This is a genomic window from Saccharopolyspora dendranthemae (assembly GCF_007829955.1).
Classification (GTDB): Bacteria; Actinomycetota; Actinomycetes; order Mycobacteriales; family Pseudonocardiaceae; genus Saccharopolyspora; species Saccharopolyspora dendranthemae.
The window spans coordinates 125,950-152,230 of the sequence record NZ_VIWX01000007.1; the positions used below are offsets into that span (position 1 = coordinate 125,950).

The 26,281-nt window shown below is 69.2% G+C and carries 22 protein-coding genes; 13 read left to right on the forward strand and 9 right to left on the reverse strand.

The genetic code is table 11. The features are described 5' to 3' along the window. Positions 1 to 167 precede the first annotated feature (167 nt). On the forward strand, positions 168 to 977 hold the full coding sequence (locus FHU35_RS27295; protein ID WP_342788588.1) for an SRPBCC family protein: 810 nt from the start codon (positions 168 to 170) through the stop codon (positions 975 to 977). A gap of 11 nt (positions 978 to 988) precedes the next feature. On the opposite strand, the gene FHU35_RS27300 is transcribed toward FHU35_RS27295, so the two are convergent. The 3 genes from FHU35_RS27300 to FHU35_RS27310 all read right to left on the reverse strand — a co-directional run bounded on the left by FHU35_RS27300 (position 989) and on the right by FHU35_RS27310 (position 4,507). Further along, the gene (locus FHU35_RS27300; RefSeq protein ID WP_145744939.1) at positions 989 to 1,969 is read right to left on the reverse strand and encodes an o-succinylbenzoate synthase; all 981 of its coding nucleotides are present in this window, start codon (positions 1,967 to 1,969) and stop codon (positions 989 to 991) included. 162 nt (positions 1,970 to 2,131) lie between these two features. Next, the gene (locus FHU35_RS27305; protein WP_145744941.1) at positions 2,132 to 2,725 is read right to left on the reverse strand and encodes a suppressor of fused domain protein; all 594 of its coding nucleotides are present in this window, start codon (positions 2,723 to 2,725) and stop codon (positions 2,132 to 2,134) included. 120 nt (positions 2,726 to 2,845) lie between these two features. Next, entirely contained in the window at positions 2,846 to 4,507 is a 1,662-nt protein-coding gene (locus tag FHU35_RS27310) for a DNA repair helicase XPB (protein ID WP_145744943.1), read from the reverse strand. A gap of 305 nt (positions 4,508 to 4,812) precedes the next feature. Here FHU35_RS27310 and FHU35_RS27315 point away from each other — a divergent pair, with 305 nt between their 5' ends. The 5 genes from FHU35_RS27315 to mdlC all read left to right on the forward strand — a co-directional run bounded on the left by FHU35_RS27315 (position 4,813) and on the right by mdlC (position 10,334). Beyond that, positions 4,813 to 5,811, forward strand: coding sequence for an IS481 family transposase (locus FHU35_RS27315; protein ID WP_145737187.1), 999 nt, complete (start codon positions 4,813 to 4,815; stop codon positions 5,809 to 5,811). 243 nt (positions 5,812 to 6,054) lie between these two features. Beyond that, positions 6,055 to 7,266 (forward strand): IS256 family transposase, encoded by a 1,212-nt coding sequence (locus FHU35_RS27320; protein ID WP_246110309.1) that lies wholly within the window; start codon positions 6,055 to 6,057, stop codon positions 7,264 to 7,266. Between the two features lie 135 nt (positions 7,267 to 7,401). Beyond that, on the forward strand, positions 7,402 to 7,953 hold the full coding sequence (locus FHU35_RS27325; protein WP_145744945.1) for a DUF4334 domain-containing protein: 552 nt from the start codon (positions 7,402 to 7,404) through the stop codon (positions 7,951 to 7,953). A 58-nt stretch (positions 7,954 to 8,011) separates the two neighbouring features. After that, positions 8,012 to 8,665 (forward strand): LppU/SCO3897 family protein, encoded by a 654-nt coding sequence (locus FHU35_RS27330; protein ID WP_145744947.1) that lies wholly within the window; start codon positions 8,012 to 8,014, stop codon positions 8,663 to 8,665. Positions 8,666 to 8,738: 73 nt separating this feature from the next. Then, positions 8,739 to 10,334 (forward strand): benzoylformate decarboxylase, encoded by a 1,596-nt coding sequence (gene mdlC, locus FHU35_RS27335; RefSeq protein ID WP_145744949.1) that lies wholly within the window; start codon positions 8,739 to 8,741, stop codon positions 10,332 to 10,334. An 82-nt stretch (positions 10,335 to 10,416) separates the two neighbouring features. Here the strand turns inward: mdlC and FHU35_RS27340 are convergent, their stop codons facing one another. The 5 genes from FHU35_RS27340 to FHU35_RS27360 form a co-directional block, all read right to left on the reverse strand. Continuing rightward, on the reverse strand, positions 10,417 to 11,238 hold the full coding sequence (locus FHU35_RS27340) for an ABC transporter ATP-binding protein (protein WP_145744952.1): 822 nt from the start codon (positions 11,236 to 11,238) through the stop codon (positions 10,417 to 10,419). 3 nt (positions 11,239 to 11,241) lie between these two features. Further along, positions 11,242 to 12,048, reverse strand: a complete 807-nt coding sequence (locus FHU35_RS27345; protein WP_145744954.1) for an ABC transporter permease — start codon at positions 12,046 to 12,048, stop codon at positions 11,242 to 11,244. An 88-nt stretch (positions 12,049 to 12,136) separates the two neighbouring features. After that, the gene (locus FHU35_RS27350; protein WP_145744956.1) at positions 12,137 to 12,904 is read right to left on the reverse strand and encodes an ABC transporter permease; all 768 of its coding nucleotides are present in this window, start codon (positions 12,902 to 12,904) and stop codon (positions 12,137 to 12,139) included. Between the two features lie 7 nt (positions 12,905 to 12,911). After that, positions 12,912 to 13,925, reverse strand: a complete 1,014-nt coding sequence (locus FHU35_RS27355; RefSeq protein ID WP_145744957.1) for an ABC transporter substrate-binding protein — start codon at positions 13,923 to 13,925, stop codon at positions 12,912 to 12,914. A 516-nt stretch (positions 13,926 to 14,441) separates the two neighbouring features. Next, a complete protein-coding gene (locus FHU35_RS27360; protein WP_145744959.1) occupies positions 14,442 to 15,455 on the reverse strand; it encodes an ABC transporter substrate-binding protein in 1,014 nt (337 codons plus the stop codon). Between the two features lie 570 nt (positions 15,456 to 16,025). On the opposite strand from FHU35_RS27360, the gene FHU35_RS27365 reads away from it, so the two are divergent. From FHU35_RS27365 to FHU35_RS27380, 4 genes are read left to right on the forward strand one after another with little or no spacing between them, the layout of a single operon-like run. Beyond that, positions 16,026 to 19,361, forward strand: coding sequence for a sensor histidine kinase (locus FHU35_RS27365; protein ID WP_246110610.1), 3,336 nt, complete (start codon positions 16,026 to 16,028; stop codon positions 19,359 to 19,361). A gap of 20 nt (positions 19,362 to 19,381) precedes the next feature. Beyond that, positions 19,382 to 19,789, forward strand: a complete 408-nt coding sequence (locus FHU35_RS27370; protein WP_175548002.1) for a roadblock/LC7 domain-containing protein — start codon at positions 19,382 to 19,384, stop codon at positions 19,787 to 19,789. A gap of 31 nt (positions 19,790 to 19,820) precedes the next feature. Then, positions 19,821 to 20,612, forward strand: coding sequence for a DUF742 domain-containing protein (locus FHU35_RS27375; RefSeq protein ID WP_145744961.1), 792 nt, complete (start codon positions 19,821 to 19,823; stop codon positions 20,610 to 20,612). Beyond that, positions 20,593 to 21,192 carry a GTP-binding protein gene (locus FHU35_RS27380; RefSeq protein WP_145744963.1) on the forward strand — a complete coding sequence of 200 codons (600 nt, stop codon included), beginning with the start codon at positions 20,593 to 20,595 and terminating at the stop codon, positions 21,190 to 21,192. Before FHU35_RS27375 ends, FHU35_RS27380 begins: the two co-directional genes overlap by 20 nt. Before the next feature lie 55 nt (positions 21,193 to 21,247). On the opposite strand, the gene FHU35_RS27385 is transcribed toward FHU35_RS27380, so the two are convergent. Further along, positions 21,248 to 23,500 (reverse strand): helicase-associated domain-containing protein, encoded by a 2,253-nt coding sequence (locus FHU35_RS27385; RefSeq protein WP_145744965.1) that lies wholly within the window; start codon positions 23,498 to 23,500, stop codon positions 21,248 to 21,250. Positions 23,501 to 23,706: 206 nt separating this feature from the next. Between FHU35_RS27385 and FHU35_RS27390 the strand changes: the two genes are divergently transcribed. The 3 genes from FHU35_RS27390 to moaC all read left to right on the forward strand — a co-directional run bounded on the left by FHU35_RS27390 (position 23,707) and on the right by moaC (position 26,188). Next, complete coding sequence (locus tag FHU35_RS27390) at positions 23,707 to 23,892, forward strand: hypothetical protein (protein WP_145744967.1); 186 nt, start codon at positions 23,707 to 23,709, stop codon at positions 23,890 to 23,892. Between the two features lie 269 nt (positions 23,893 to 24,161). Further along, complete coding sequence (locus tag FHU35_RS27395; protein WP_145744970.1) at positions 24,162 to 25,616, forward strand: NAD-dependent malic enzyme; 1,455 nt, start codon at positions 24,162 to 24,164, stop codon at positions 25,614 to 25,616. Between the two features lie 86 nt (positions 25,617 to 25,702). Beyond that, a complete protein-coding gene (gene moaC, locus FHU35_RS27400; RefSeq protein WP_145744971.1) occupies positions 25,703 to 26,188 on the forward strand; it encodes a cyclic pyranopterin monophosphate synthase MoaC in 486 nt (161 codons plus the stop codon). The last annotated feature ends 93 nt before the right edge of the window (positions 26,189 to 26,281 follow it).

A 26,281-nucleotide genomic window follows, 5' to 3' on the forward strand; every position in this document is an offset into this window, starting at 1 on the left:
GAATCGTTCTGGTGGGCGAGGTGGCCCGCTGCGCTGAGCCGAACGGGCTACCGGCGCGCCGTCCGGCCTGGGAGGCTTGAAGGCGGACTGCGTTATAGCTTCAGACTCACACGTCGGCTCTGCGCCGAGCCGCGAGCACGGTCGATCAGGAGGACCTTCCAGTGGAAATGCAGCACACGTTCAGCGTTCCGGTGCCGATCGACGCGGCCTGGAAGGCGATGATCGACCCGGAGCGGGTCGCTCCGTGCATGCCGGGCGCCACGCTCACCAAGGCCGAGGGCAACGAGTTCGCCGGCTCGGTGAAGGTCAAGCTCGGTCCGGTCACGCTGCTGTACAAGGGAACCGGCGTCTTCAAGGACGTCGACGAGAAGACCAGGCGCCTGGTCATCGACGCCAGCGGCAAGGACTCCCGGGGCAGCGGCACGGCCGCCGCGACGGTCGTGGTCAACCTGACCGACGAGGGCGGGACCACCACGGGAACCGTGGACACCGACCTGAAGGTCACCGGTAAGCCCGCGCAGCTCGGCCGGGGACTGATCTCGGAGGTCGGCGGCAAGATCCTGAACCAGTTCGCCGACAACCTCGCCAAGAAGCTGGAGTCCGAGCAGGAGTCCCCGGCGGCGCAGCAGACCTCGACCGAGACCCAGGGCTCGGAGGCCAAGACCGCCGAGCCGAAGGGAACCGAGTCCCAGGGCGGCTCCAACGGCACGACGGCCGCCGCGGGCGCGGCTGCGACCGGTGCCGCGGTGGGGTCGGCGCGCAAGGACACCAGCTGGCGGGTCACCCCGGCGAGCGAGAACTCGTCGAGCCCGACCAGGGTCGCCGAGCCCGCCGCCAACGACGAGGCCATCGATCTGCTGGGGACCGCGGGAACTCCGGTCCTCAAGCGGGCCGCCCCTGCTGCGATCGGCCTGCTGGTGGCGTTCGTGGTGCTGCGCCGCTTCAAGAAGCGCCGCGCCCGCAAGCGCGCCGCCTGAGCTTCCGTTCCTCAATCCCGCAGGAGTGCCCCGACCCGGCCCAGCCGGTCCAGCCACCACCGCTGCACGTCAGCGGGCGGTGTGGCTGCTGCGACCAGCGCCGGGTCGGGCTCCGGTGGCTTCGAGAGCACCGGCAGGAACCCCTGCTCGGGCAGCAGCGACTCGGCGACCACGTCGCCGTCGAGCAGCGCCATGGTGCCCAGCCCGCAGGCGAACGGCAGCTCGGGCAGCGAGCCGGCCAGCGCCAGCTGCGCCGAGAGCCCCACGCTGGTCTCCACCGCCGAGGACACCACGCACGGCAGCCCCGAGGCCTCCGCGACCTGCAGCGCCCGGCGCACTCCGCCCAGCGGGGTCGCCTTGATGATCGCCACGTCGGCGGCACCGGCCACCGCGACCCGCAGCGGGTCCTCGGCCCGGCGGATGCTCTCGTCGGCGGCGATGCGCACGTCGACCTTGCGCCGCACGGCGGCGAGCTCCTCGATGGTCGGGCACGGTTGCTCGGCGTACTCCAGGCCGTGGGCCGCGGCGTCGAGCTCGCGGATGCGGCTGACGGCGGTGTCGACGTCCCAGGCGGCGTTGGCGTCCACCCGGATCGCGCCGTCCGGCCCGAGCGCGTCCCGCACCGCGGCCACACGGTCGATGTCGTCGGCGGCGGACTGGCCGGGGTCGGCGATCTTGACCTTGGCGGTCCGGCATCCGGAGCGGCCCACGATCTGCGCGGCCTTCTCGGCGGAGACCGCGGGAACGGTGCAGTTCACCGGGATCCGGTCACGCACCGGTTCCGGCCAGCTCTCACCGCAGGCCTCGAACGCGGCCCGCAACCAGGGCACCGCCGAGGCGTCGTCGTAGTCCTCGAACGGGCAGAACTCGCCCCATCCGGCAGGCCCGGACAGCAGCACCCCGCGCCGCACCGTGATCCCGCGGAACCGGTTGCGCATCGGCAACGCGTACACCCGGACCGCATCCAACTCCGCAGGATCGAAGCTCGCCATGCCCCGATCCTTTCAGCCCGAACCGACGCCCGCCTTCCCCGGTGAGCCGGAGTCCGGTGGACATCAGAACCCGGAATTCCGCGGAGATCCGGGTTCTGACGTCCGCCGAGATCCGGCGGGTGAGGTGACGTTCCTGGTCAGCGACGTCCTGGGGCGGGTCGGTCAGGCGACGCTGGGACGGCCGAGGTCGAAGACGTCGACTTCGAAGCGCGCCCACTGCTGACGCAGCGCGGTGACGCCGTGGTCGAGGATGTAGTTGAGCTCGCCCAGCGTGACCGGGAGCAGCGTGAAGACCTGCAGCTGCTCGAACCCCTCCGGGTCGGTGAAGCGGGTGAACTCCGACGGGAAGATCGGATGCCCGCTGGCCAGCACCCCGTGGAACTCGGTGCCCGGCAGCAGCGGCTTCTCGTTCGGCACGATCTGGTCGGGGACGAGGAAGGTCCGCTGCTGCACCAGCAGCTCCGAGGTGAGGTCGACCAGGTGACGGGCGGCCTCGGCCTGCTCCCGGTAGACCGTGCACGCCAGCTCTTGCGCGGGTTCGGCGCCCAGCGGCTGGAACCGCAGGCCGCTGCTGATCACCGTCGTCAGATGGAGATCTTCCAGGAAGAAGAACACCAGGCCGTAGCCGCGGTTGGTGCCGTGCACGTTCGGCGGTTCAGCGCCCGTGGGCGGACCGGCGTAGCGCTCGAGGTTCTCCGCGAGTCCGACGAAGCGGTGCGCACCGCCCATCGCCGGCCGTTCGTGCTCGGTTTCCATCCGATCTCCAGTGTCTTGCAGCTCAGACGCTGCGTTCGTTCATCGCAACGGTAGCTGCAAAGCAGGCGAACGCGGACCCCTTTTGGGTGACGGCTATCCGGGGCTCACCCGTTGTTCGCGTCACCCCACGTCAGGGAGGGCCGGACCGAGGAGGTCGTCGGCGTCCACGATCCGGTACGCGTAGCCCTGCTCGGCGAGGAACCGCTGCCGGTGCGCCGCGTAGTCGGTGTCCAAGGTGTCCCGCGAGACGACCGAGTAGAAGTGCGCCTGCTTGCGCTCCGACTTGGGCCGCAACAAGCGCCCGAGCCGCTGCGCCTCCTCCTGGCGCGATCCGAAAGTACCCGAAACCTGAACGGCGACGGAGGCTTCCGGCAGGTCGATCGAGAAGTTGGCGACCTTGGACACGACGAGCCGGTTGATCTCGCCGCGCCGGAACGCGTCGAAGAGTTCCTCGCGCTCCTTGTTCTTCGTCGATCCCTCGATGATCGGAGCGTCCAGCGCCTCGCCGAGCTCGTGCAGCTGGTCCAGGTACGCGCCGATGACCAGGGCCGGTTCGTCCGGGTGCTGGTCGAGGATCGCCTTGACCACCGGGACCTTGGTGCGCGCGGTCGCGCAGAGCTTGTAGCGCTCCTCGGCTTCCGCGGTGGCGTACTGCAGGCGCTCGTTGTCGGTGAGCGTCACCCGCACCTCGACGCACTCGGCCGGCGCGATCCAGCCCTGCGCCTCGATGTCCTTCCAGGGGGCGTCGTAGCGCTTGGGGCCGATCAGCGAGAACACGTCGCCTTCCCGGCCGTCCTCGCGGACGAGGGTGGCGGTCAGGCCGAGCCGGCGGCGGGACTGCAGGTCGGCGGTCATCCGGAAGACCGGGGCGGGCAGCAGGTGCACCTCGTCGTAGACGACCAGGCCCCAGTCGCGGGAGTCGAACAGCTCCAGGTGCTTGTACTCGCCCTTGGAACGGCGGGTGATCACCTGGTAGGTCGCGATGGTGACCGGCCGGATCTCCTTCTTCTCACCGGAGTACTCGCCGATCTCCTCCTCGGTCAGCGAGGTGCGCTCGATCAGCTCGCGCTTCCACTGGCGGCCCGCGACGGTGTTGGTGACCAGGATCAACGTGGTCGCAGCGGCCTCTGCCATCGCCGCGGCGCCGACCAGCGTCTTGCCCGCGCCGCAGGGCAGCACGACGACGCCGGAGCCGCCGGCCCAGAACGACTGCACGGCCTGGCGCTGGTAGTCGCGCAGGTTCCAGCCGTCCTGGTGGAGCTCGATGGGGTGTGCCTCGCCGTCGACGTAGCCGGCGAGGTCCTCGGCGGGCCAGCCGACCTTGAGCAGCATCTGCTTGAGGCGCCCGCGCTCGCTGGGGTGCACCACGACGGTGTCGTCGTCGACGCGCGCGCCGAGCATCGGGGCGATCTTCTTGTTGCGCAGGACCTCTTCGAGCACGGCCCGGTCGAGCGAGACCAGCACGAGTCCGTGCGCGGGGTCGTTGGTCAGCTGCAGCCGGCCGAAGCGGCCCATGGTCTCGACGATGTCGACCAGCAGCGGCTGCGGAACGGGGTAGCGGGAGAAGCGGACCAGCCCGTCGACGACCTGCTCCGCGTCGTGCCCGGCGGCACGCGCGTTCCACAGCGCCAGCGGCGTGATCCGGTAGGTGTGCACGTGCTCCGGCGCGCGCTCCAGCTCGGCGAAGGGTGCGATGCCGGTGCGCGCGTCGTCGGCGAGGTCGTGATCGACCTCGAGCAGCAACGTCTTGTCGGACTGGACGATCAGGGGTCCGTCGGTCAAGGTGAGCGCTCCCTCGGGGGTCGGGTGGCGTTTCCGCAGGTGATCGACACTATCGGCAGCCACCATCAGGACTCCCGCCCCAGTATTCCACTCGTCCGCGACGCCCCCGCGGGATCCAGCCCCCGCGAAGCCCCGAAGTGACCCAAATCGCCCGGCCCGTGTCGAGCGCTCCTCACCAAGTCCCAGTTTTAGTTGTGATGTCCGGGGAGGTTGTCCCGGTGGGTTGGTCTGTTCCGTAGACAGGTGAAGGCCTCTGGTTGTGAAGTGGAGTTGCCTAGAAACCGCTTCATCAACCGGAGGCCTTCGTGTCCCACCCTAACGCGACGCTGACCCCGCGTACCCGGCTGCGACTGGCTCGTTTCATCGTCGAGGACGGCTGCACGGCCACTCATGTGGCGAAGATGTTCATGGTGGCGCCGAAAACCGCGAGCAAGTGGGCCCGGCGATACCGCGAGGAGGGTGTCGCGGGCATGCGGGATCGCAGTAGCCGGCCGCACCACAGCCCGAACAAAACCCCTGACCAGCTGGTGCGGCGGATCGTGGGGTGGCGGTGGCGTCACCGGCTGGGTCCGGTCCAGATCGGCGGGCGCGTGGGCCTGGCGGCCTCGACCGTGCACGCGGTCCTGGTGCGCTGCCGGATCAACCGGCTCTCCCGCATCGACCGGGTCACCGGCGAACCCCTACGCCGCTACGAACACGACCACCCCGGATCACTGATCCACGTCGACGTCACCAAATTCGGCAACATCCCCGACGGCGGCGGCTGGCGCTACCTCGACCACCCCCAGGCCAAACGCAACCGGGCCGCCACCGCACGCCGCACCGGCCTCCGCGACCGCCACCAAGGCCCCCGACTGGGCACCGCCCACGTCCACACCGTCATCGACGACCACTCACGCCTCGCCTACGCCGAAATCCACGCCGACGAAAAAGCCACCACCGCCACCCAGGTCCTGCACCGCGCCGTGGCCTGGTTCGCCGACCACGGCGTCACCATCGAACGCGTCCTGTCCGACAACGGCGCCTGCTACCGCTCACACCACTGGCGCGACACCTGCCACCAACTCGGCATCACCCACAAACGCACCCGCCCCTACCGGCCACAAACCAACGGCAAAATCGAACGATTCCACCGCACCCTCGCCGACGGCTGGGCCTACGCCCGCTTCTACAACTCCACCCACCAACGCAACACCGCCCTCCCCAACTGGCTCCACTTCTACAATCACCACCGCCCCCACTCCGCCACCGGAGGCCAACCACCCATCACCCGACTGACCAACCTCCCCAGACACCACATTTAGTCCAAACTGAGCCGACATTTCGGACATGATCATGGCTCGGTTTGGACTAAAACTGGGATCGGGTGACCCGGCGCTGCCCGCTCGGGACTGTCGGGGTAACGGTGTTTCCAGCCTGACGCGCCGGGCGTGGGTCCGGCGGGATGGGCACTGTGAGTGATGAGCTCTGACGCTGTGAGCGCAGACCGGAAGAAGATCGGCAAGTCGGATCGGACGTTGTCTCCTGAGCAGGCCGCTGTGGCCGAGATGGTGGCGATGGCCAAGGACAAGGGCCTGGATTTGACCGGTCCGGATGGGCTTTTGAAGCTGTTCACCAAGAATGTGTTGGAAACGGCGTTGAACGAGGAACTGACCGAGCACCTCGGGCATGAGAAAAACCGTGCCGACTCGGGCCGGGATTCAGCGAATGTGCGCAACGGTTCCCGTCCGAAGACCGTGATCTCCGATGCGGCCGGCGCGATCGAGATCACGGTTCCGCGGGATCGTGAAGGAACATTCGAGCCGCGGATCGTACGAAAGCGGCAGCGCCGTCTCGGCAGTGTGGACGAGGTGGTGTTGTCACTGTATGCGAAGGGATTGACCACCGGGGAAATTTCCGCGCATTTCGCGGAAATCTACGGGGCGTCGGTGTCCAAGGACACGATCTCCCGTATCACCGACACGGTCGTACGGGAGATGGAGGATTGGCGCAACCGTCCGCTGGATTCGGTCTACGCCGCGATCTTCATTGACGCTGTCGTGGTCAAGGTCCGGGACGGTCAGGTGGCCAACCAGCCCGTCTACGCGGCGATCGGGGTCACTGTGGACGGCCGCAAGGACGTGCTGGGGCTGTGGATGGGCACCGGCGGCGAGGGCGCGAAGTTCTGGCTGTCGGTCCTGATGGATCTGAAAAATCGCGGCATCACCGATGTCTTCTTCTGCGTCTGTGATGGCTTGAAAGGACTCCCGGATTCCGTCGCCTCGGTGTGGCCGCACACCATCGTCCAGACCTGCATCGTCCATCTGATTCGCAACACTTTCCGGCTCGTTCCCCGGCAGAAATGGGATGAGGTCAAAAAGGACATCAAACCGATTTACACCGCACCGAACCCGGACGCGGCACTGGCCGCTCTTGACGATCTCGATGAGAAATGGGGCAAGCAGTACCGGGCCATGATCCGATTGTGGCGCAACGCCTGGGAAGAATTCACGCCGTTCCTCTCCTACGACGTCGAGATCCGGAAAGTGCTGTGCTCCACCAATGCAATCGAATCCCTCAACGCCCGCTACCGTCGAGCGGTCCGCGCACGAGGACATTTCCCCAACGAACAGGCAGCGCTGAAATGCCTGTATCTTGTAACCCGCAGCCTGGATCCCACCGGAGCCGGCCGCACCCGATGGACGACACGTTGGAAGCCAGTCCTCGACGCCTTCGCCATCACCTTCGGTGACCGCTGGCCGGACGCCGAAACCTACTGATCAACACGCTGGAAACACCGTTCCTGCGAAAGACCCGCCCGCTCGCGCGCCCTGGGGTGGGGGTTGTGGCGGGGTGGGGGGAGTGCGAGCGTTTCGTCGATCTTGGTGCCGTGCGTGATGGGAGTGAGGAACGGGATGGCTGTGGAGAACGCTGCTGAGCGGCTGCGGGAGCTGGAAGGCGGAGCCGCCTTGGCGGACGTGCTGGAGCTGTTCGACTCGCTGCCCGCCGTGCGCGTGGACGACTTGGCCGGCACCTGGCGCGGCAACGGGATCGACACCGGGAACCCGCTCGACGGGCTGCTCGAGCGGTTCGGCTGGTACGGCAAGAGCTTCGACGGCCCCGAGCGGGCCCACCCGCTGCTGTTCTCGGCTTCCGGTGGCCGGGTGGTGAGCATCAACCCGGCGTTCGTCCCGATCCGCCCGATGCTGAAGGTCGCCGACAAGCTCGACAGCCCCGTCGTGGCGAAGCTGTTCCGCCTCCTGATGCCGCTGATGACCACGCGCGAACCCCGTGCCCGGCTGCGGATGGTCGAGTACCGGGGCGTGTCCTCCGCCGCGATGGTCTACGACGCGCTGCCGATCTACGACCCGTTCCGCGCGGTCGACGACAGCACCCTGCTGTGCGCGATGGACCTGCGCGGTGCGGACGCGCCCTTCATGTTCGTCCTGCGGCGAGACGCCGCGTAAACGAGCGTTTTGCCTGGCTGGGTAGATTGCTCGTGGCGAACTCGACTTCGGAGGACTTGTGACCTACCCACCGCAACCGGATCCGCACGGTGCGCAGCCCGGGCCGCACCCGGGTGGCTGGCAGCAGGGGCACACCCCGCAGCAGGGCTACCAGTACCCGCAGCAGGGGTCGGACGCCTTCTGGCGCCAGGTGGCGGGTGGTCAGCAGCAGCAGTTCCCGCAGCCGCCGAAGAAGTCGCGGACCGGCTTGATCGTCGGGCTCGTGGTCGGTGGCGCGCTGCTGCTGGTGGGCGGTGGCATCGCGGTCGCGTTCGCGCTGACCGCGGGGAGCCAGGTCGAAGCGGGTGACTGCATGGCGCTGCGCGACGAGCGGGGCGGCGCGATGTCCGGCGCGGACTGCGGGTCTCCCGAGTCGGACTACGAGGTCGTCGAGGTCAAGAACGACCGCCATGCCGAGTGCGGCGACGACTACGTCAACTACACCGGGAACAAGGCCTACTGCATCGTCCTCGACGTCAAGGTGGGCGACTGCCTGACGGCCTTCCAGGACGACGAGGAGGTGCTCCCGCTGAAGATCGAGTGCTCGCGGTCGGAGGACCAGGTCACCCGGATCGCCGGCGGGCAGGACCCGGAGACCGCGTGCGGGAAGAACGAGGGCTACTACGTCTTCAGCCGCAAGACCGTGTGCTTCGGGGACGTCCGGGGCATCTGATGATTACTACCGCTAACGAAGCCGGTCTGCTGTGATGGGTACCGGCGATCGGCGTGTCGAGGAGGCAGTTCGAATGGGCGGCGAGGATCGCACGGTCCGCGACATCACCAGGGGGCTGATGCGCGACCTCGGGTTGACCACGGTGTTCGGCAACCCGGGCACGACCGAGGTTCCCTTCCTGACCGGGTGGCCGGACGACTTCCACTACGTCCTGGGTCTGCAGGAGTCGGTGGTCGTGGCGATGGCCGACGGCTACGCGCAGTCCCGTCGCGAGCCGGTGCTGGTCAACCTGCACTCCGCCGGTGGTGTCGGACACGCGCTGGGCGCGGTGTTCACCGCCTACCGCAACCGCACGCCGATGGTCATCACCGCTGGTCAGCAGACCCGCAGCCTGATGTTCGGCGAGCCGTTCCTGGGTGCCACCGAGGCCCCGAACTTCCCCAAGCCGTACGTGAAGTGGAGCTACGAGCCCGCCCGCGCCGCTGACGTCCCCGCCGCGCTGGTGCGCGCCTACCAGATGGCCACCACGCCGCCGTACGGTCCGGTCTTCCTGTCCGTCCCGGCCGACGACTGGGACGAACCCGGCGTCGAGGTCCAGGCACGTCCGCGCACTCCCGGTTTCGCGCCCGACCCGGAGGCGGTCGCCGGGCTCGCCGAGGCGCTGCGCCGCTGCGAGCGGCCCGCGTTCGTGACCGGTCCGGCGGTCGACGCCGACGGGGTAGTCGACGAGATGGTGCGGCTGGCCGAGAAGACGAAGGCGGCGGTGTTCGCGCCCCCGATGTCGCCGCGCTGCTCCTTCCCGGAGGACCACCCGTGCTTCGCCGGGTTCTTGCAGCCCGAGCAGCGGTTGCTCAGCGAGGAGCTCGCCGGCTACGACCTGGTCGTGGTGTGGGGCGCGCCGGCGTTCACCTACCACGTCTACCGGGGTGAGAACGAGACCGCGCTGCCCGAGCTGTTCCTGGTCCACGACGACCCGGACGTGCTCGCCAGGGCCCGGACCGGACGCGGCGTGATGGGCACGATGGCGCACTCGGTCCCGCAGGTCAACGCGCTGATCGAGGACCTGGACCGACCTTCCCCGACGGCCATGGCGCGGCCCGAGAAGCCCGCCGCGAGCACGCCGATGACCGCCTCCTACGTCTTCGACACCCTCGTCGGGCAGCTGCCCGACGACGCGGCCGTCGTCGAGGAGACTCCGAGTCACCGCAACGACCTGCACGAGCACTTCCCGGTCCGCTCCACCGACGGCGGGTTCTTCACCGGTTTCTCGGGGGCGCTGGGCTACGGCGTCGGCGCGGCGGTCGGTGTCGGCATGGCGAACCCGGCCAGGCGGACGGTGGCGCTGCTGGGCGACGGCTCCAGCATGTACGGCATCCAGTCGCTGTGGACCGCCGTGCGGGAGCAGGCTCCGGTCACCTTCGTGATCCTGGACAACTCGCGGTACGCGGCGGTCGCCGTGCTGGGTGAGGCCGCGGGCGGCAGCAAGCTGCCCGGAGTGGACCTCGGCGGCATCGACTTCGTCTCGCTGGCCACCAGCCTCGGCTGCCCGGCCAAGCTCGTCCAGACCCCGGAGGAGCTGGCCCAGGCGTTGCCGGAGGAGTTCGCGGGCAAGCAGGGCCCCTGCCTCCTGCACATCAAGGTCGACCCCGGGCAGCGGTTCCTGTACTGATCACCGCTCCTGGAGGAGCGCACGGTTCAGACGAGAAGCGGCCCCGACCTGGTGTGGTCGGGGCCGCTCTTGCGCTCTCAGGTCAGAGGACCTGGGTGGTTTCCGCTGCCGAGGGCCGGGCGACTCCCGCGCTCTTGACGTCGAGGAGGCGGGCCACCTCGCTGCGCAGGTGCACGAAGGTCTCGGACTCGCGGGTGGTGATCTGGTCGCGCTCGCGGCCGAGCGGGATCTCCAGGTCCTTGACGATCGTGGCCGGGGACTTCGAGAGCACGAACACCCGGTCGGCGAGGTAGATGCTCTCGTCGATGTCGTGGGTGACCAGCAGGACCGTGCTGTCGAACTGCTTGCGGACCCGCAGCAGCAGGTCCTCCAGCTCGAAGCGCGTCTGCGCGTCGACCGACGCGAACGGCTCGTCCATCAGCAGCAGCGCCGGTCGGCAGGCCAGGGCGCGGGCGATGGAGACGCGCTGCTGCATGCCGCCGGAGAGCTGCCACGGGTACTTCTTGGCCGCGCTCGACAGGCCGACCCACTCGAGCACCTCGTCGGCGCGCTCCCGCCGCTCGGTGCGGCTCACGCCGCGAGCCTGCAGCGGGAACTCGACGTTGGCCCGGACCGACTTCCACGGGAACAGCGAGCGGCTGTAGTCCTGGAACACCACGGCCAGGTCGCTGGGCACGCCGTCGACCGGCTCGCCGTGCAGCCGCACGTCCCCGGAGGTCGCCTTGATCAGGCCGGAAATGCCGCGCAGCATGGTCGACTTGCCGCATCCGGAGGGGCCGACGATGCACGCCAGCTCACCGGTGCGGACCTCGAACGTGAGGTCGGCGATCGCCTGGTGCCCGTTCGCCCCGCCGTAGCGGTGACCGAGTCCGGACACTTCCAGCATCGTGTTCGTTCGGGTCATTGGTCAGCCTCCGACAACTTGGTCCGCCGACGCCTGGGAGGGTTGCCAGCTCAGCGCACGGCGTTCCACCACGAGCAGCAGGGTGTTCAAAACGTATCCGAGGACGCCCAGCAGGACGATTCCCGACCACATCGCAGGGAAGTCGAACTGCCTCTGGTCGAACATCAGCCGGTAGCCGATGCCGTTGGTGGAGCCCACGAGTTCGGACACGACCATCAGCACCAGCGACAACGACAGGCTAACCCGCAGTCCGGCGAAGATCTTGGGCGTCGCGGCGGGCAGCACCACACCGGTGATCCACTGCGCGCGCGGGATCCGGAAGGATCGCGCGGTGTCGACCTTGACCTGGTCCACGGATCGGACGCCGTCGACGGTGTTGAGCAGGATCGGCCACACGACGCTGAACACGATCACCGTGATCTGCATCGACGAGCCGATGCCCAGCAGCACGATGAACACCGGGACCAGGACCGGTGACGGGATGGCGCGCATGAACGCCATCAGCGGCCCGACGAAGTCCAGCAGGTTGCGCGAGCGGCCGAGCAGCGTGCCCAGCGCGATGCCGATGACCGCGGCCAGCACCCAGCCGAAGGCCACCCTGCCGAGGCTGGCGAACAGGTCACCGGTGGCCTCGCTGGTCAGGAACAGCGATTCCGGCGGACCGGAGAACCACTTCTGCCCGGCGGTGCCGAGAATCTTGCTCGGCGCGGGGAAGAAGGGGTGCTGTGCGATTTGGGTCACCAATTCCCACAGCAGCACCGCGATGATGAGCACGAGCCATTGGCGGAGAAATCCGCGCGCCGTGTTCACAACGCACCCCGCAGCCCGGTGTTGAATTCCGGTGAATTCTCGATGTTCATTCCCGGACGATGGGGAAATGAGGGAATGGGGTGACTCATCACACCGCCTCCCGATCCACCGCGCTCCAGGCGAGGCCGCGCTTGTGGACCGTCTCCAGCAGCTCGTTGATCAGGTAGCCGACGATGCCCGCGACGATCGTCCCGGCGAGGACCAGGTCCATCCGCCCGGCACCGGTCGAGGCGTCCAGCACGAAGCTGCCGAGCCCGCTGCCCCCTCCTGCCAGGAACTCCGTGCTGACCACCAGGATCAGCGCGACCGAGGCCGACATCCGGATACCGGTGAGCACGAACGGCGCCGCGTTGGGCAGCAGCACGGTGAACATCGTGCGCGTCCGGCCGAAGCCGAAGGACCGCGCGGTGTCGACCATGACCGGGTCGACCTCGTCCAGCGCGTAGATCGTGTTGAACAGGATCGGCCACACGGCCGCGTACACGGCGAGGGCGATCTTGGTCTCCGGGCCGGAGCCGACCAGCACGATGGCCAGCGGGATCAGCGCCACGGAGGGGATCGGCCGGAGGAACTCGATGATCGCGCGGGTGGCCACCCGGATGCCCCGGACGCTGCCCAGCAGCAGCCCGGCGGGAACCGCGATGGCGATGGAGATGCCCAGCGCGATGGCCCAGGCCAGCACGCTCGCGATCAGGTCGAGCAGGAAGGAGGAGTCGCCGAGGAGCTCGACGAACCTGGCCAGCACGACCGAGGGCGGGGGGAAGTACTGCGGGTCGACGAGCCCGGACCTGCTGAAGGCTTCCCACAACAGCAGGAAGCCCAGCAGTCCGAGCAGACCCCGGATTGTTCTGGTCATGTCCCGATCAACTCTGCGGCGGCTTGATGATCATGCTCGCCACGTCGACGTCCTTGGTGATGTAACCGAATTCCAGCATCAATCGGGGAACGCGCTGCAAGCGGGTGGCGTCCGCGCGCGCGTTCAATTTCAGCATTGTGATGATGGACGCAGTTTCCTTGTCGATCTTCGCGAACTTCGGGAGCAGCGGCTCGATCTTCGCCCGGTCCTGCGCCTCGGCCACCGCGGAGGTCATCGCGCGCTGGAACGCCGCGACCGTCTTCGGATTCTTCTCGGCGAACTGGGCGTTGGAGACGTAGCCGCCCAGCGGCAGGTCCTCCAGCGGGCCGGTGATGGTGTCGAGCACCGGCACGGCGTCGGCGTCGCGGGCGGCCAGCGTCAGGAAGGGCTCCACGACGAAGGCGGCGTCGACCTGGCCGGACTTGAGCGCGTTGGGCATGTTGATGAAGCCCAGCGGCACCATCTCGACCTTGTCGAAGGGCACGTTGTTGGCCTTCATCGAGGCCTTCACCAGCAGCTCGGAGATGGTGCCCGGGCCGGAGATCGCGGTCCTCTTGCCCGCCAGGTCAGCGGCGGTGCGCACCCCGGAGTTCGGCGTCGACATGATCAGGCAGCTGTTGGGTACCCCCGACATGCAGTCCGCGACGATCTTGAGGTCGGCCACGCCCTTGGCCTGCGCGGCGAAGATCGGCACGTAGCTGGAGAAGGTGATGTCGAGGTCACCGCCGATCGCGCTGTTGAGCGCGGCGCCGCCGTCGGAGGAGGGGACGATCTCGACCTTGAGGCCCTCGCGCTGGAAGTGGCCGGCCTCGGCGGCCAGGTACAGCGGGGCCAGCTCCGCGGTGGGCAGGGCGCCGATGCGCAGGTTCTCCTTCTCCACCTTGCCGTTGCCGGACGACTGCTGCTCCGCGCCGCCCAGCAGCCCGCAACCGCTGGCGCCCATCAGGGCTCCCGCGGTTGCCGCGCCGCCTGCGAGTTTCAGCAGGTTCCGGCGGTCGAGGGAGCGGTTCGTCGGACGCATGGCATTTCCTCCTGGCATGGCGGGGTGTGGGGCCCTGGCGGCTGTGCGACGTGCGTGGACCGAGGCCGTTGCGGCCGAAGCGGTGCTGGTCGCGCGGCGAGTCGCGAGGTGTGGGCGGCCTCCGCGCGCGGCCCGTGTTCTCGGGATCACCGACTGCATCGGTGATGAAGAACTCTAGATACCTGATCAGGAGGCGACAACCAGCCGTAATGGGCTCGTTGTGTCCATTACTCGAAGGTGTTGCGCCTGTCACTACTTAACGAACGCAAACAATACGCAGAGTGCTGTCCACAGTGCATTGGAGTGATCTTGTGTTCATAACGGGAAATACCCAGATGCGAAACAGACAAAAGCCGCAGATGCCTCGTACGTGACGAAGCACCTGCGGCTGGTGCGTGCTGCGAGGGCGTCCCCGGAGGGCCGGGCGATCCGTCCCTCAGCACTTCGACTGAGGTGGACCGTCGCCAGGCTCCCGCGAAGGGAGGTGCCCGCTCAGCCTTGCGGCTGAGACGTTGGTCAGGCCGGCTTCGGCGGAACGATCATCTTGGCCACGTCGACCTCGTTGTCCAGGAAGCCGAAGTCCTTCATCAGGCGCGGAACCCGCTGCAGACGCGTCGCGTCGGCGCGCGAGTTGAACTTCAGCAGGCTGATGATCGCGGCGGTTTCCTTGTCGATCTTGGCGAACTCGGGCAGCAGCGGCTCGATCTTCGAGCGGTCCTGCGACTCGGCCACGGCGCGGTCCATCGCGCGCTGGAAGGCCGCCACCGTCTGCGGGTTCTCCTGCACGAACTTCGCGGTCGCTCCGTAGCCGGTCAGCGGCAGGTCCTCCAGCGGGCCGGTGTTGGTGTCGGCCACCGGGACGGCGCCGCTGGTGCGCGCGGCCTGGGTCAGGAACGGCTCGGTCAGGATCGCCGCGTCGACCCGGCCCTGCTGCAGCGCGGCCGGCATGTTGATGAACGGGATGGCGGTGAACTCGGACTTGGAGAAGTCCACGCCGTAGGCCCGCATCGTGGCCTTGACCAGCAGTTCCGAGATCGTGCGCGGTCCGGAGATGGCGATGGTCTTGCCCGCCAGGTCCTGCGGCGTGCGGACCTTCGAGGACGGCGAGGTCATGATCGTGGTCGTGTTCGGCGCACCGGCGCCGCAGTCGGCCACGATCTTCAGGTCCGCGACACCCCGGGCCTGCGCCGCGAAGAACGGCACGTAGCTGGCGTAGGTGATGTCGTAGTCGCCGCCGATGGTGCTGGTCAGCGCCGCGCTGCCGTCCGAGGTCGTGACGATCTCGACGTTGAGGCCCTCCTGCTTGAAGATGCCGTTGCGCACGGCCAGGTGCAGGGGCGCGAGGTCGGTGACCGGCATGGCGCCGACCTTGAGGTTGGGCTTCTCGACCGAGCCGTCGCCGCCGCCCGCCGACTCGGAGCCGCCCAGCAGGCCGCATCCGCTGGCGCCCATCAGCGCCCCGGCGGTTGCCGTTCCACCTGCGAGTTTGAGCAGCCCTCTCCGCGACATAGCGCGACTGGCCAGGGTCATCGAGTCCTCCTTGCAACAGCACGACTTGGAGCACCGGGCCCTGCGTCAGCTCCGCCGGCTCGGCGCGAACAACCCCGAGTAGGGTCCGCCAGGTGCGTCTGTGCACTGTGGACTTGACCACGACCTTCGACGGAGGCGCCGGGGCGAACCGGGGCTCATACTCGACTGCCGTGACTGATGGGGCGCAAAAAGGACTGTAAAGGTTTGAACTATCGGGTTACAACCAGGCGTAACTAACTATGAGTCACACGATCGGCCCAGCTGTTGTCCAAAGCACTCTGAAGAGTGACGGAGGCCAGCGTTGGGGGCCTGACTTGTGACGCCAGGTTAAGTATAGTCTCGCCCGTCGAGGTGACTGGCCTCTGCTTCGGGGGAATGCACGTTGTGACCAGGGAGTGTGATGGCAAGCCCGACTGACAGAGTCGGGGTCTGCGGAAGCTCGATCGTCGAGGTGACGTGGACCCGCTCGTGGGTACCCGACGCGACCGCGTCGGTTCGCGGGCACATTCCCAGCACGATGATCTCCACTGCCACGGTGAGGAAGGGCAACTAGCCGTGGCGGTTCCGCACATGTCCGCCGCAGCGCAGGAAACAGGGATGCTCAACAACGACCCCGCGACCGCAACCGGCGCAGCCGATCCGGCTGCCACCCGGACCAAGAAGTGGTGGCTGCGCAACTGGCGCCTCCGGTACAAGATGGCCGCCGTTCTGCTCGTGCCCACCTTGGCCGCGTTGGGCGTCGGTGGCGTGCGCATCTACGACGGTCTGCACAGCCAGTCGCAGATGCAGACCATCGTCGACCAGGTCGAGTTGGCGCAGCAGACCTCCAACCTCACCCACGAACTGCAGCGCGAGCGGGACTTCGCGATCGTGCTCACCACCGCCAACGGCGGTACCGCGGGCAACGACTACGCGGCGCAGGGGCAGCGGGTCGACGCGGCCGTCCAGCAGGTGCTCGCCTACGAGCCGCAGATCTCCGGGTTCACCCCCGAGGTCCGCTTCGCCTACGAGAGCGCCCAGCACCGGATCAGCAGCCTCGGAGCGCTGCGCGGCACCGTCAGCGGCGGCTTCACCAGCCCGCAGACGATGATCGCCTACAACTCGGTGATCGACACCCTGCTGTCGATCAACAACCAGGTCGCCAACTCCGCGGCCGACACCGCGACCGCTCAGACCGCACGCGCCGCCGACTCCCTCGGCCAGGCCAAGGAGCAGCTCGCGCGGCAGCGCTCGACGCTGCTCAGCGCGTCGTTGCGGAACCAGTTCCTGACCGGTCAGCCCGACCAGATGCGCGCGGCCGACGCTCGCTACGAGGCCGCTTACGGCGAGTTCGAGGCCGCGGCGACCCAGGAGCAGCGCGCGCTGTTCGCCGAGCGCGTCGCCGGTGCCGCGGTCGACCGCACCGAGCAGCTGGAGCAGAGCTCGCTGATCGCCTACGACAACGATCAGCAGGACCAGAACCTCGGCGTCTCGCCGGCTGACTGGGGGCAGCAGTCCGGGCAGCGCACCGACCTCGTCCGCGAGGTCGAGTCGGACGTCCTGGAGGACCTGCACTCCGACGCCTCCTCGCTGGCCGACTCGGCGACCTGGACGCTGATCCGCGACTCCGCTCTGGTGGCGCTGCTGCTGATCGTGGCGTTCGGCGTGGCGGCCTACATCGCCCGCTCGATGCTGCGACCGCTGCGGACCCTGCGCTACAGCGCGCTGGAGATCGCGCAGCAGAGCCTGCCGGACGCGATCAACCGGGTCACCGACAACCCGGGCGCGTCCCACCAGACGACGGTGCCGACGGTGCCGGTCTACACCGACGAGGAGATCGGGCAGGTCGCCCGCACCTTCGACGCGGTCCACCAGCAGGCGCTGCGGCTGGCCGTGGAGCAGGCGATGCTCCGCAACAACGTCAACGACCTGTTCGTCAACCTCGCCCGCCGGTCGCAGACCCTGGTGCAGCGCCAGCTGGCCCTGATCGACCGCCTGGAGCAGGACGAGCAGGACCCGGACCAGCTCTCCAGCCTCTTCGAGCTGGACCACCTAGCGACCCGCATGCGGCGGAACAACGAGAACCTGCTGATCCTCGGCGGCACCGACCTCACCCGGCGCACCATGCGCCCGGTCCCGCTCAACGAGGTCCTCGGCGCCGCGGTCTCCGAGGTCGAGCAGTACGCCCGGGTCGCCGTGGTCGACGCCCCCGAGCTGGCCCTGCAGGGCCGCGTGGTCAACGACTTCGTGCACCTGGTCGCCGAGCTGCTGGAGAACGCCACCGTGTTCTCCAACCCGGACACCGAGGTCACGGTCCGCACCGCCTACCGCCGCCAGCAGCTGGTCATCGAGATCCGCGACCGCGGCGTGGGCATCGACGCGGGCGAGATCGACGAGATCAACGAACGGCTCGTCCGCCCGCCGGAGATCGACGTCGCGGTGTCCCGCCGCATGGGCCTGTTCGTGGTCGGTCAGCTGGCCCGCAGGCACAACATCGAGGTCGAGCTCGGCAACAACGACGGCCTGGAAGGTGGCGTCACCGCCACCGTGCGCCTCAGCGGCGAACTGGTCGTGCAGCTCACGCCGGACGGCCCGGTGCCGATGCCCGACATGCCGCGCGCCCCGCAGCCGGAGGAACGCGGTGCGCTCGGGGAGACCGGCACGCAGCTGGGCCTGGCCGCGGCCTTCGGCGGTCGCGCCGCCGTGAACAACAACGGCCAGCAGCCGGGCCTGGACGCGCCGACCAGCCGCGCCGAGCTGCCGAGCCTGAGCAGCTCCGAGCCGCCGACCGCGTTCACCTCGATGAACCAGGCGGCGATGGACTCCGACTTCGGAGCCTCGTCCTACAACGGGTTCGGTGCTCCCGACGACTCGGCGGACGACGGGGATCAGCCCCCGCAGTACTCCGTGACGACCTCCTCCGGCGATTCGTTCGGCGCAACGAGCGTCCCCCGATGGGAGGATGACGGCTGGGCGCCCCACGACGACGGTGTCGGGGCGGAAGCCTGGCCGGATATCGACCCGGGCTTCGACGGGCAGTGCGGTGCACCGTCGGAGACCTCGTCGACCGATCTGTTCCACAGCCCGTTCGAGGCGGAGAAGCACAAGAACTTCGCCCCGTCCCAACCGTTCGGCTCCGACGAGGGTTCGAACGGCGTCAGCGGTGGCGGTCTGAACGGGAGCGAGCCCGAGAGCGGCTCCCTGAACGGCAACAGCCTGAACGGCAGTGGAATCGGTGCGGCCTTCGGTGGCGGCCACGAGGGCGCCCCAGGAAACGAGAGTCGGCCAGAGCCGGCGTCGGAGTCCTGGGAGTCCGAGAGCGCATCCGTGCGGGGAACTTCCGGTCCGGACCACCCGGGCTTCGACGGCGGATCGCCGGCTCGCGCCGACGACGAGCCGAGGGAGTCCTGGGACATGGACGATGCGCCGACCCAACGCCTGCCGATCTACGAAGCCGTGCTCTCGCAGTGGTTCCGGGAATCCGATGTCGAGGACTCGACCCCGGCCGCCGCTGACCCCAAGCCCGCCGCGCCGGAAACCGCCGCGCCCTCGACCCCGTCGAGCTCCGCGCCGGAACCGGTAGTCGACGAAGTTCCGCGAACCACCACGCCCGACCCGGGCTGGGGGCAAGCGGACGTCGGTTGGAAAGCCGCCGAGGCCCTGCTGCAGACCCACGAGGTCCAGGAGACGACCGCGGCCGGACTTCCCAAGCGGGTCCCGAAGACCAACCTCGTGCCCGGCTCGGCAGCACCCCGCACCCCGCAGACTCCCCGCCGCAAGCCCGCAGCCCCGCGTTCGGCTGATGCCGTCCGCGGTCGCATGGCGAACTTCCAGCAGGGCGTCCATCGGGGCAGGCACGCCAAGGCCGAACCGGTTTCCACCGAACTTCCCCGCTCGAATCCGAGCCGTCCCGAGGAGCAGGAGTGAACGGGTCCGTGCAGCAACCGATGAGCAGCAACAGCTTCAGTTGGCTGATCACCGACTTCGTGCGTCGGGTACCCGGCGTGGCGCACTCGGTGGTCGTGTCCGCGGATGGTCTGCTGCTGGCCGGTTCCCAGGGCTTGCCGCGTGACCGCGCCGAGCAGCTTTCCGCCGTCGCGTCAGGTCTGGTCAGCCTCACCCAAGGTGCAGCGCGCTGCTTCGAGGCAGGCGAGGTGACCCAGACCGTCGTCGAGATGGAGCAGGGCTACCTGTTCCTGATGTCGATCAGCGACGGCTCGTGCCTGGCCGTCCTCGCCGCGCCCAACGCCGACATCGGCCTGGTCGCCTACGAGATGACCCTGCTCGTGGAGCGGGTCGGCCGTCAGCTCACGCCGGAACTGCGAGCGCAGCTGCAGGGCATGGGCCGTCGGTGAATCCGTTGGGGAGAGCTGAGGGGAGCTGATCATGAACGCCGGTTCCGAGCCCAGCTGGGACGGTGACCTGTTCCGCCTCTACAACAAGCGGCTGAGCGCGGAGTCCTGGCAGGACGACTTCGTCGACGACACCCCGTCCGGGCAGGGCAACGAGTCCATCGGCGGGTACGACCGCGCGCTGTTCGGAGGGCCGGGCGCCGACCTGTTCGGGTCCGGCGGATACGGCGACACCTCCTCGGGCGGGCGTGGTGCCCAGTCCCAGCACGACGGGTGGGGTCAGCAGGACCCCCGCGCGGCTGCCGACAACTGGGGATCGTCCGATCGCGGGACCCCGGCTCCGCGCCCACGTCCGGACAGCGGTCCGCCGTCGGTGTCGATGCCGTCCATCTCCCAGTCGATGTCGCCGATCTCCCATTCCATGCCGTCGATTTCCGGCTCGATGCCGGCTATCCCGGCGATGGACGACATGGAAGCCGAGGACAGCGGCGGTTCACTCGTTCGGCCCTACGCCCGCACTCGGGGGCGCACCCGCACCGATTATGATCTTGCTATCGAGACGTTGGTAAGCACCAGCGAACGCGGTCGCAACCAAGCGACCCAATCCCGGCCCGAGCACCGCTCGATCTCCGAGCTGTGCCTGGACGCCCGCTCGGTCGCCGAGGTCGCCGCTCACATGCGGTTGCCGCTCGGCGTGGTGCGGGTGCTCATCGGCGACATGGCCGATACCGGGCTGGTTCTGATTCATGACAGTGGCATGGTCGTCGGTGATCGGCCGTCCATGGAGTTCTTGGAGAGGGTGCTCAGTGGGCTTCGAAGGCTCTGATCCCCGGTCGCAGCAGCCGAGCAACCAGAAGACCTCGACGAAGATCGTGGTCGCCGGTGGGTTCGGCGTCGGGAAGACGACGTTCGTCGGTTCGGTCTCCGAGATCGTGCCGCTGACCACCGAAGCGGTGATGACCGAAGCGAGCGTCGGCGTCGACGACCTCACGGCCACGCCGGGCAAGGTCACCACGACCGTCGCGATGGACTTCGGCCGCGTCTCGCTGGACTCGGACCTGATCCTCTACCTGTTCGGCACGCCCGGCCAGCACCGCTTCTGGTTCATGTGGGACGACCTGGTGCGCGGTGCGATCGGTGCCGTCGTGCTCGTCGACACCCGCAGGCTGGCGGACGCGTTCGCCTCGATCGACTTCTTCGACGACCGCGGGCTGCCCTACGTCGTCGCGGTCAACACCTTCGACGGCCTCACGCACCACCGCCTGGAGGACGTCCGCGAGGCCCTGACCATCGCCGAGTCGGTCCCGATGATCACCGTCGACGCCCGCGACCGCGAGTCGACGAAGAAGGCCCTCATCAACCTGGTCGAGCACGCGATGCGCCAGCGCCTCGCGACGTCTCAGTAGCGTCGTCCCGGCCGGCGGGCTGAATCCCGCGGCCACGGCCGCACCGTGAGCGGGATCAGTCCTCGACGAGGGCGACCGAGGTGATGCGGTGCAGCGGGAAGTTGCCGAGCTCGTCGTTCGCGGCGTCGACTCCCTGCAGGATTCCGCCGCCGACGGTGACCGGGCGGACCACGTGCTGGCTGCGGACGCCGTGGGTGTCCACGAAACCCAGCCAGACGCTGCGCTTCTCGGTCGCCGCGTCGCGCAGCAGCGCCAGCGTCGCCTCCGCGCTCGGGCGCCCGCGCTCGGGAACCACCGAACGACCCCGGCGGGCGGACCCGGCGATGTCGTTGGCGCGCAGCTGGGTGACCAGCGAGCCGAGCTGCTCGGTGCTCGGCACCGGCGGACCGTGCGCACTGCGCTGCCGTGCCTTGCCGCGGGTGCGGCGCCCGCCGGCCCGCAGGTCCAGCACGCTGCCGTCGGCACCTTCAGCGACCGGAGCGAACCCCGCCGCGCGAAGCCCGTCCACGAGGTCGGCCAGCGGTAGCGGGCTGATCAGGACGGTGGGCGCGATGCGCCGCAGCTCCAGCTCCTCGCTCGCCGGCGTGGCGAGAACCTCGGCGAGCACGACCGGATCGTCGCAGCGCAGGAAGGCTGCTGCCGTTCCCGCGCGGAGCTTGCCGTGGCGCCGGGCCACGTCGTCGATCAGGTAGGTCAGGCCCTGCGGGATCGGCGTCTTCGACCGGTCGCGGAACAGCGCGTGCAGGTCGTCGGCGCTGTAACCGGCGTCCAGCGCGCGGCGGACGCTGCTCTCGCCGACCCGGTAGACGGTGGCGCTGCCCGCGGACTCGACGTCGGCGACCAGCTTCATCTCGGTCGCCAGGTCCGGTTCCAGCCGTCCCGGTGCGACGACGGTCAGGTCCGCCTGCACCAGCACGTGGTCCAGCGGTTCGGGCAGCACCTCGCCGAGCCGGTGACCGGCCTCGGCAGGGCCGTCGAACAGCAGCGCTCGACCGGCGGTGGTCATCGCGTCCAGCGCGACCACGCCCAGCGCGGTCGCCTCGGTCAGCGTCCAGCGCACCAGGTCGTCGCGCAGCCGGCCGGCGTGCCGGGGTGCGCGCCAGGCCAGCACGCCCGCCACGTCGTCCGGGCGGGCGCCGCAGCCGCCGGGGAGTTCGTCGAGGTAGTCGAGGATGCGACGGCGGTCCTTCGGCGCCAGCGGCCGGCTCAGCTCGTCCGACAGCGGCCCGATCAGCCGGTCCTTCTCGTCGCGGGCGCCCGTGAGGCCCGGCAGCCGCGGGAGCTCCAGCCACGCGGCGGCCAGCGCGGCCCAGCGCTGCTCGACCGGGGAAGCCAGCCAGGTGTCGGAGGAGATCGTGGGGAGCCAGTGCGGCTCGGAGTCCTCGGTGCGATCCAGCAGCCCGGCGGCGACGGCCACCTCGACGAGCAGCGACACGCGCTGCTCGTCGACCTCCAGCGCCTTGGCGGTGCGCCGCACGTCGCGAATGCCGACCCCGCCCGAACGCAGCACGTCCGGCGGATCCGACTCCCACGCGAGCAGCAGCTCCTCGACGTGCCGCAGCAGCTCCAGCGCGGCACCACCGGCCGTGCTGTCCACCCGCTCGCGGTCGGACTGGGTGAGCTCGGGGGCGGGCTCCTCCGGTTCGACGGTGCCCATCGGCTGGTCGCCGCGCACCGCGAGCGCGAGCTGCCGGGGGAGTTCCACGGTCTCGGTGTCGCGGCGCAGCAGGAGGCCCTTGGCCAGCAGACGCTGGATCGGGTTCGTCGCGCGATCCAGCGGCACGTGGGCGGAGGCGTCCTTGGTGCGGCCGATGGGGGAGCCGTCGGCGAGCTTGCCGACGAGCCTGCGCTCCTCCTCGTCGAGGTCGGCCAGCGCCGCTTTCGCGGTCGCCTCGGTCAGGTCGTCGGCCGGTCGTCCCAGGCCGCCGGGGAAGGTCGGCAGCACCTCGCGGGCGGTTCCGGCGATCTCCAGCGAGTCGTCGTCGCCCCACACCAGCGCGAGGTTCCGCAGCGCGTTCGCGGTCCGCCTGGCCCGCTGGACGGTGACCTCGCTGCCCAGCAGTTCGGCGACCGCGTCCAGGCTGACCGGTCCCTCGTCGGCGTCCAGCAGCACCAGCGCTTCCATCGTGCTCAGCGCGAAGGAGTCCAACTCTTCGCAGGCGCGGGCCACCGACGAGCGCTGGGCGACCCGCGAGCCGAGCACCGACAGATCGGCGGGCGGCGGGGTCGCCAGGTCCGGACGGGCGCGCAGCAGGGCGAGGAGCTGCTCATCGCTTCGATCGCGAAGCCAATTTCCCACTGGAGGCATCACACCCACGATACCCAGAGCTCGGGTGCGGCTCCGCCGCGCAGCGCTGCTGATCACGACGAGATCCGCTCGGGAGAGCGGTTCCGCGGGCGCGGGCCACGTGCGCTGCGAACGAGTTGTGCAAGTTCGGACACCCTTGAGCGAGTTCGATCGCTCCGATCCGGCAAACTGGAGGTGCCCGCAGCCGGAATGCCCAGGAGGACGACGTGGCCGGCAAGACCAACAAGGACCGTATCGACCCGACTTGGCCGCAGGCCGGTGCCGGAGAGCACCCGGTCAGCGAGCTGGTGGCCGACAAGCAGGGCGCCCTGTCGCCGTTCGGGGACACCGCGTTCCCGCTGAACGAGGACGCCGTCCCGTACGAGCACCCGGTCACGGTCATCAACAAGTGAGGCCTGTCGCCGAACCGGCCGGGTGCCGGTTCGGCGTCGACACCGGCGCCTCCGGACGCGCTCTGTCAAGACTGACCCGTGGGTAACCCACCGGATCTAGCTCACAATCGGGAAAGTTTTAAGCTTTTTCGTGCTGGGTGAAGTTCCGGTCGCTTAGCGGGCCTGAAGGGCTTGCGCAACGTTCGGGCGATCTGAAGTCAGCGGCCTGGACCGGGCTGCTGGGGAACGGCACCCACGTCCACAGCCGTTCGCTCGACAGGGGTGCACCCATGCCGGTTCCAGGTCCTGGTTACTCGATCACCGTTCGCGTCGAGGCTCCGCCGTCGACGACCGCCGCCGGTGACCTGACCAGCGCTATCGGTCGCGCAGGTGGCGTGATCACCGCTTTCGACGTCGTCGAGTCGCACGCCGACCGCATCGTCGTCGACATCACCTGCAACGCGCTGTCGGCCGACCACGCGGGCGAGGTCACCGAAACCCTCGAAGCGCTGCCCGGCGTCCGCGTCCGCAAGGTCTCCGACCGGACGTTCCTGGTCCACCTCGGCGGCAAGATCGAGGTCAACTCCCGCGTCGCCCTGGCCAACCGCGACGACCTCTCCCGCGCCTACACGCCCGGCGTCGCCCGCGTGTGCACCGCGATCGCCGAGAACCCCGACGACGCACGGCGTCTCACCGTCAAGCGCAACGCCGTCGCCGTGGTCACCGACGGCTCCGCCGTCCTCGGCCTGGGCAACATCGGTCCCGAAGCCGCGCTGCCGGTCATGGAGGGCAAGGCCGCGCTGTTCAAGAAGTTCGCCGGCGTCAACGCCTGGCCGGTCTGCCTGGACACCCAGGACACCGAGGAGATCATCCGCGCCGTCGAGCTGATCGCACCCGTCTACGGCGGCATCAACCTCGAGGACATCGCCGCCCCGCGCTGCTTCGAGATCGAGGCGCGACTGCGCGAGAAGCTCGACATCCCGGTGTTCCACGACGACCAGCACGGCACCGCCATCGTCGTGCTCGGCGCGCTGCGGAACGCGCTGCGCGTGGTGGACAAGGACATCACCGACTGCCGCATCGTGGTCTGCGGCGTGGGCGCGGCGGGCTCGGCGATCATCCGGCTGCTGCAGAACAAGACGCCCGCCGACATCATCGCCGTCGACATCAACGGCATCGTGCACTCCGGCCGCGGCGACTCCGACGAGAACTTGCAGAACATCGCCGCCTCCACGAACAACGAGGGCCGCACCGGCGCGCTCTCGGACGCGGTGCGCGAGGCGGACGTGTTCATCGGCGTCTCCGCCCCCAACCTGCTGTCCGCGGACGACGTGGCGACGATGAACTCCGACGCGATCGTGTTCGCACTGGCCAACCCGGACCCGGAGATCGACCCGCTGGCCGCTCAGCAGCACGCGACCGTCGTGGCCACCGGGCGCAGCGACTACCCGAACCAGATCAACAACGTGCTGGCCTTCCCCGGCATGTTCCGCGGTCTGCTCGACGCGCACGCCCGCGAGATCACCGACGACATGATGCTGGCGGCGTCCAACGCGATCGCCGACGTCGTCGACTCCGACCGGATCAACGCCTCCTTCATCATCCCCAGCGTGTTCGACAGCGCGGTGTCACCGGCCGTCGCGGACGCCGTGAAGAAGGCCGCCCTGGCGGGCAAACCGGCAGGAGCGACCTCCGGCGGCGGCTCCTCCCTGCCCTGGAGCATGGCCGAAGACCTCGACTTCTGATCCCCGCGGCGGGGACGGGGAGCACCCGTCCCCGCTCCGGACTTCCCTCCACTCGGTCGGGGGAGGCGGTCCTCTAGGCTCGGGGGATGGCGCAGGAGGAGCTCACGCACGTCGACGCGGCCGGTGCCGCGCGCATGGTCGACGTGTCCGAGAAGGACGCAACCGCCCGCAGGGCCGTCGCCAGCGGGATCGTGCGCACGACCGCCGAGGTCATCGCCCTGCTGAGGCGCGACGGCCTGCCCAAGGGCGACGCCATCGCCACCGCCCGCCTCGCCGGGATCATGGGCGCCAAGCGCACACCGGACCTCATCCCGCTGTGCCACCCGATCGCGATCTCCGGCGCGAAGGTCGAGCTCGAACTCGGCGAGACCGACGTCCGGATCACCGCCGCGGTCAAGACCACCGACCGCACCGGCGTGGAGATGGAAGCCCTGACCGCGGTCGCCGTCGCCGGGCTCGCGCTGCACGACATGATCAAAGCCGTCGACCCCGGCGCAGTGCTCGACGCCGTCCGCGTCGAGAGCAAGGAAGGCGGCAAGACCGGCCTCTGGCAGCGCACCGACGCGGACTAGGAACCACTGCGCGCGGCGGTGCGAGCTGAGTCCCGCACCTGGGACAGCGGCTCCCGCCGCATTCCACAACACGGACTAAACCGCCGCTCACCG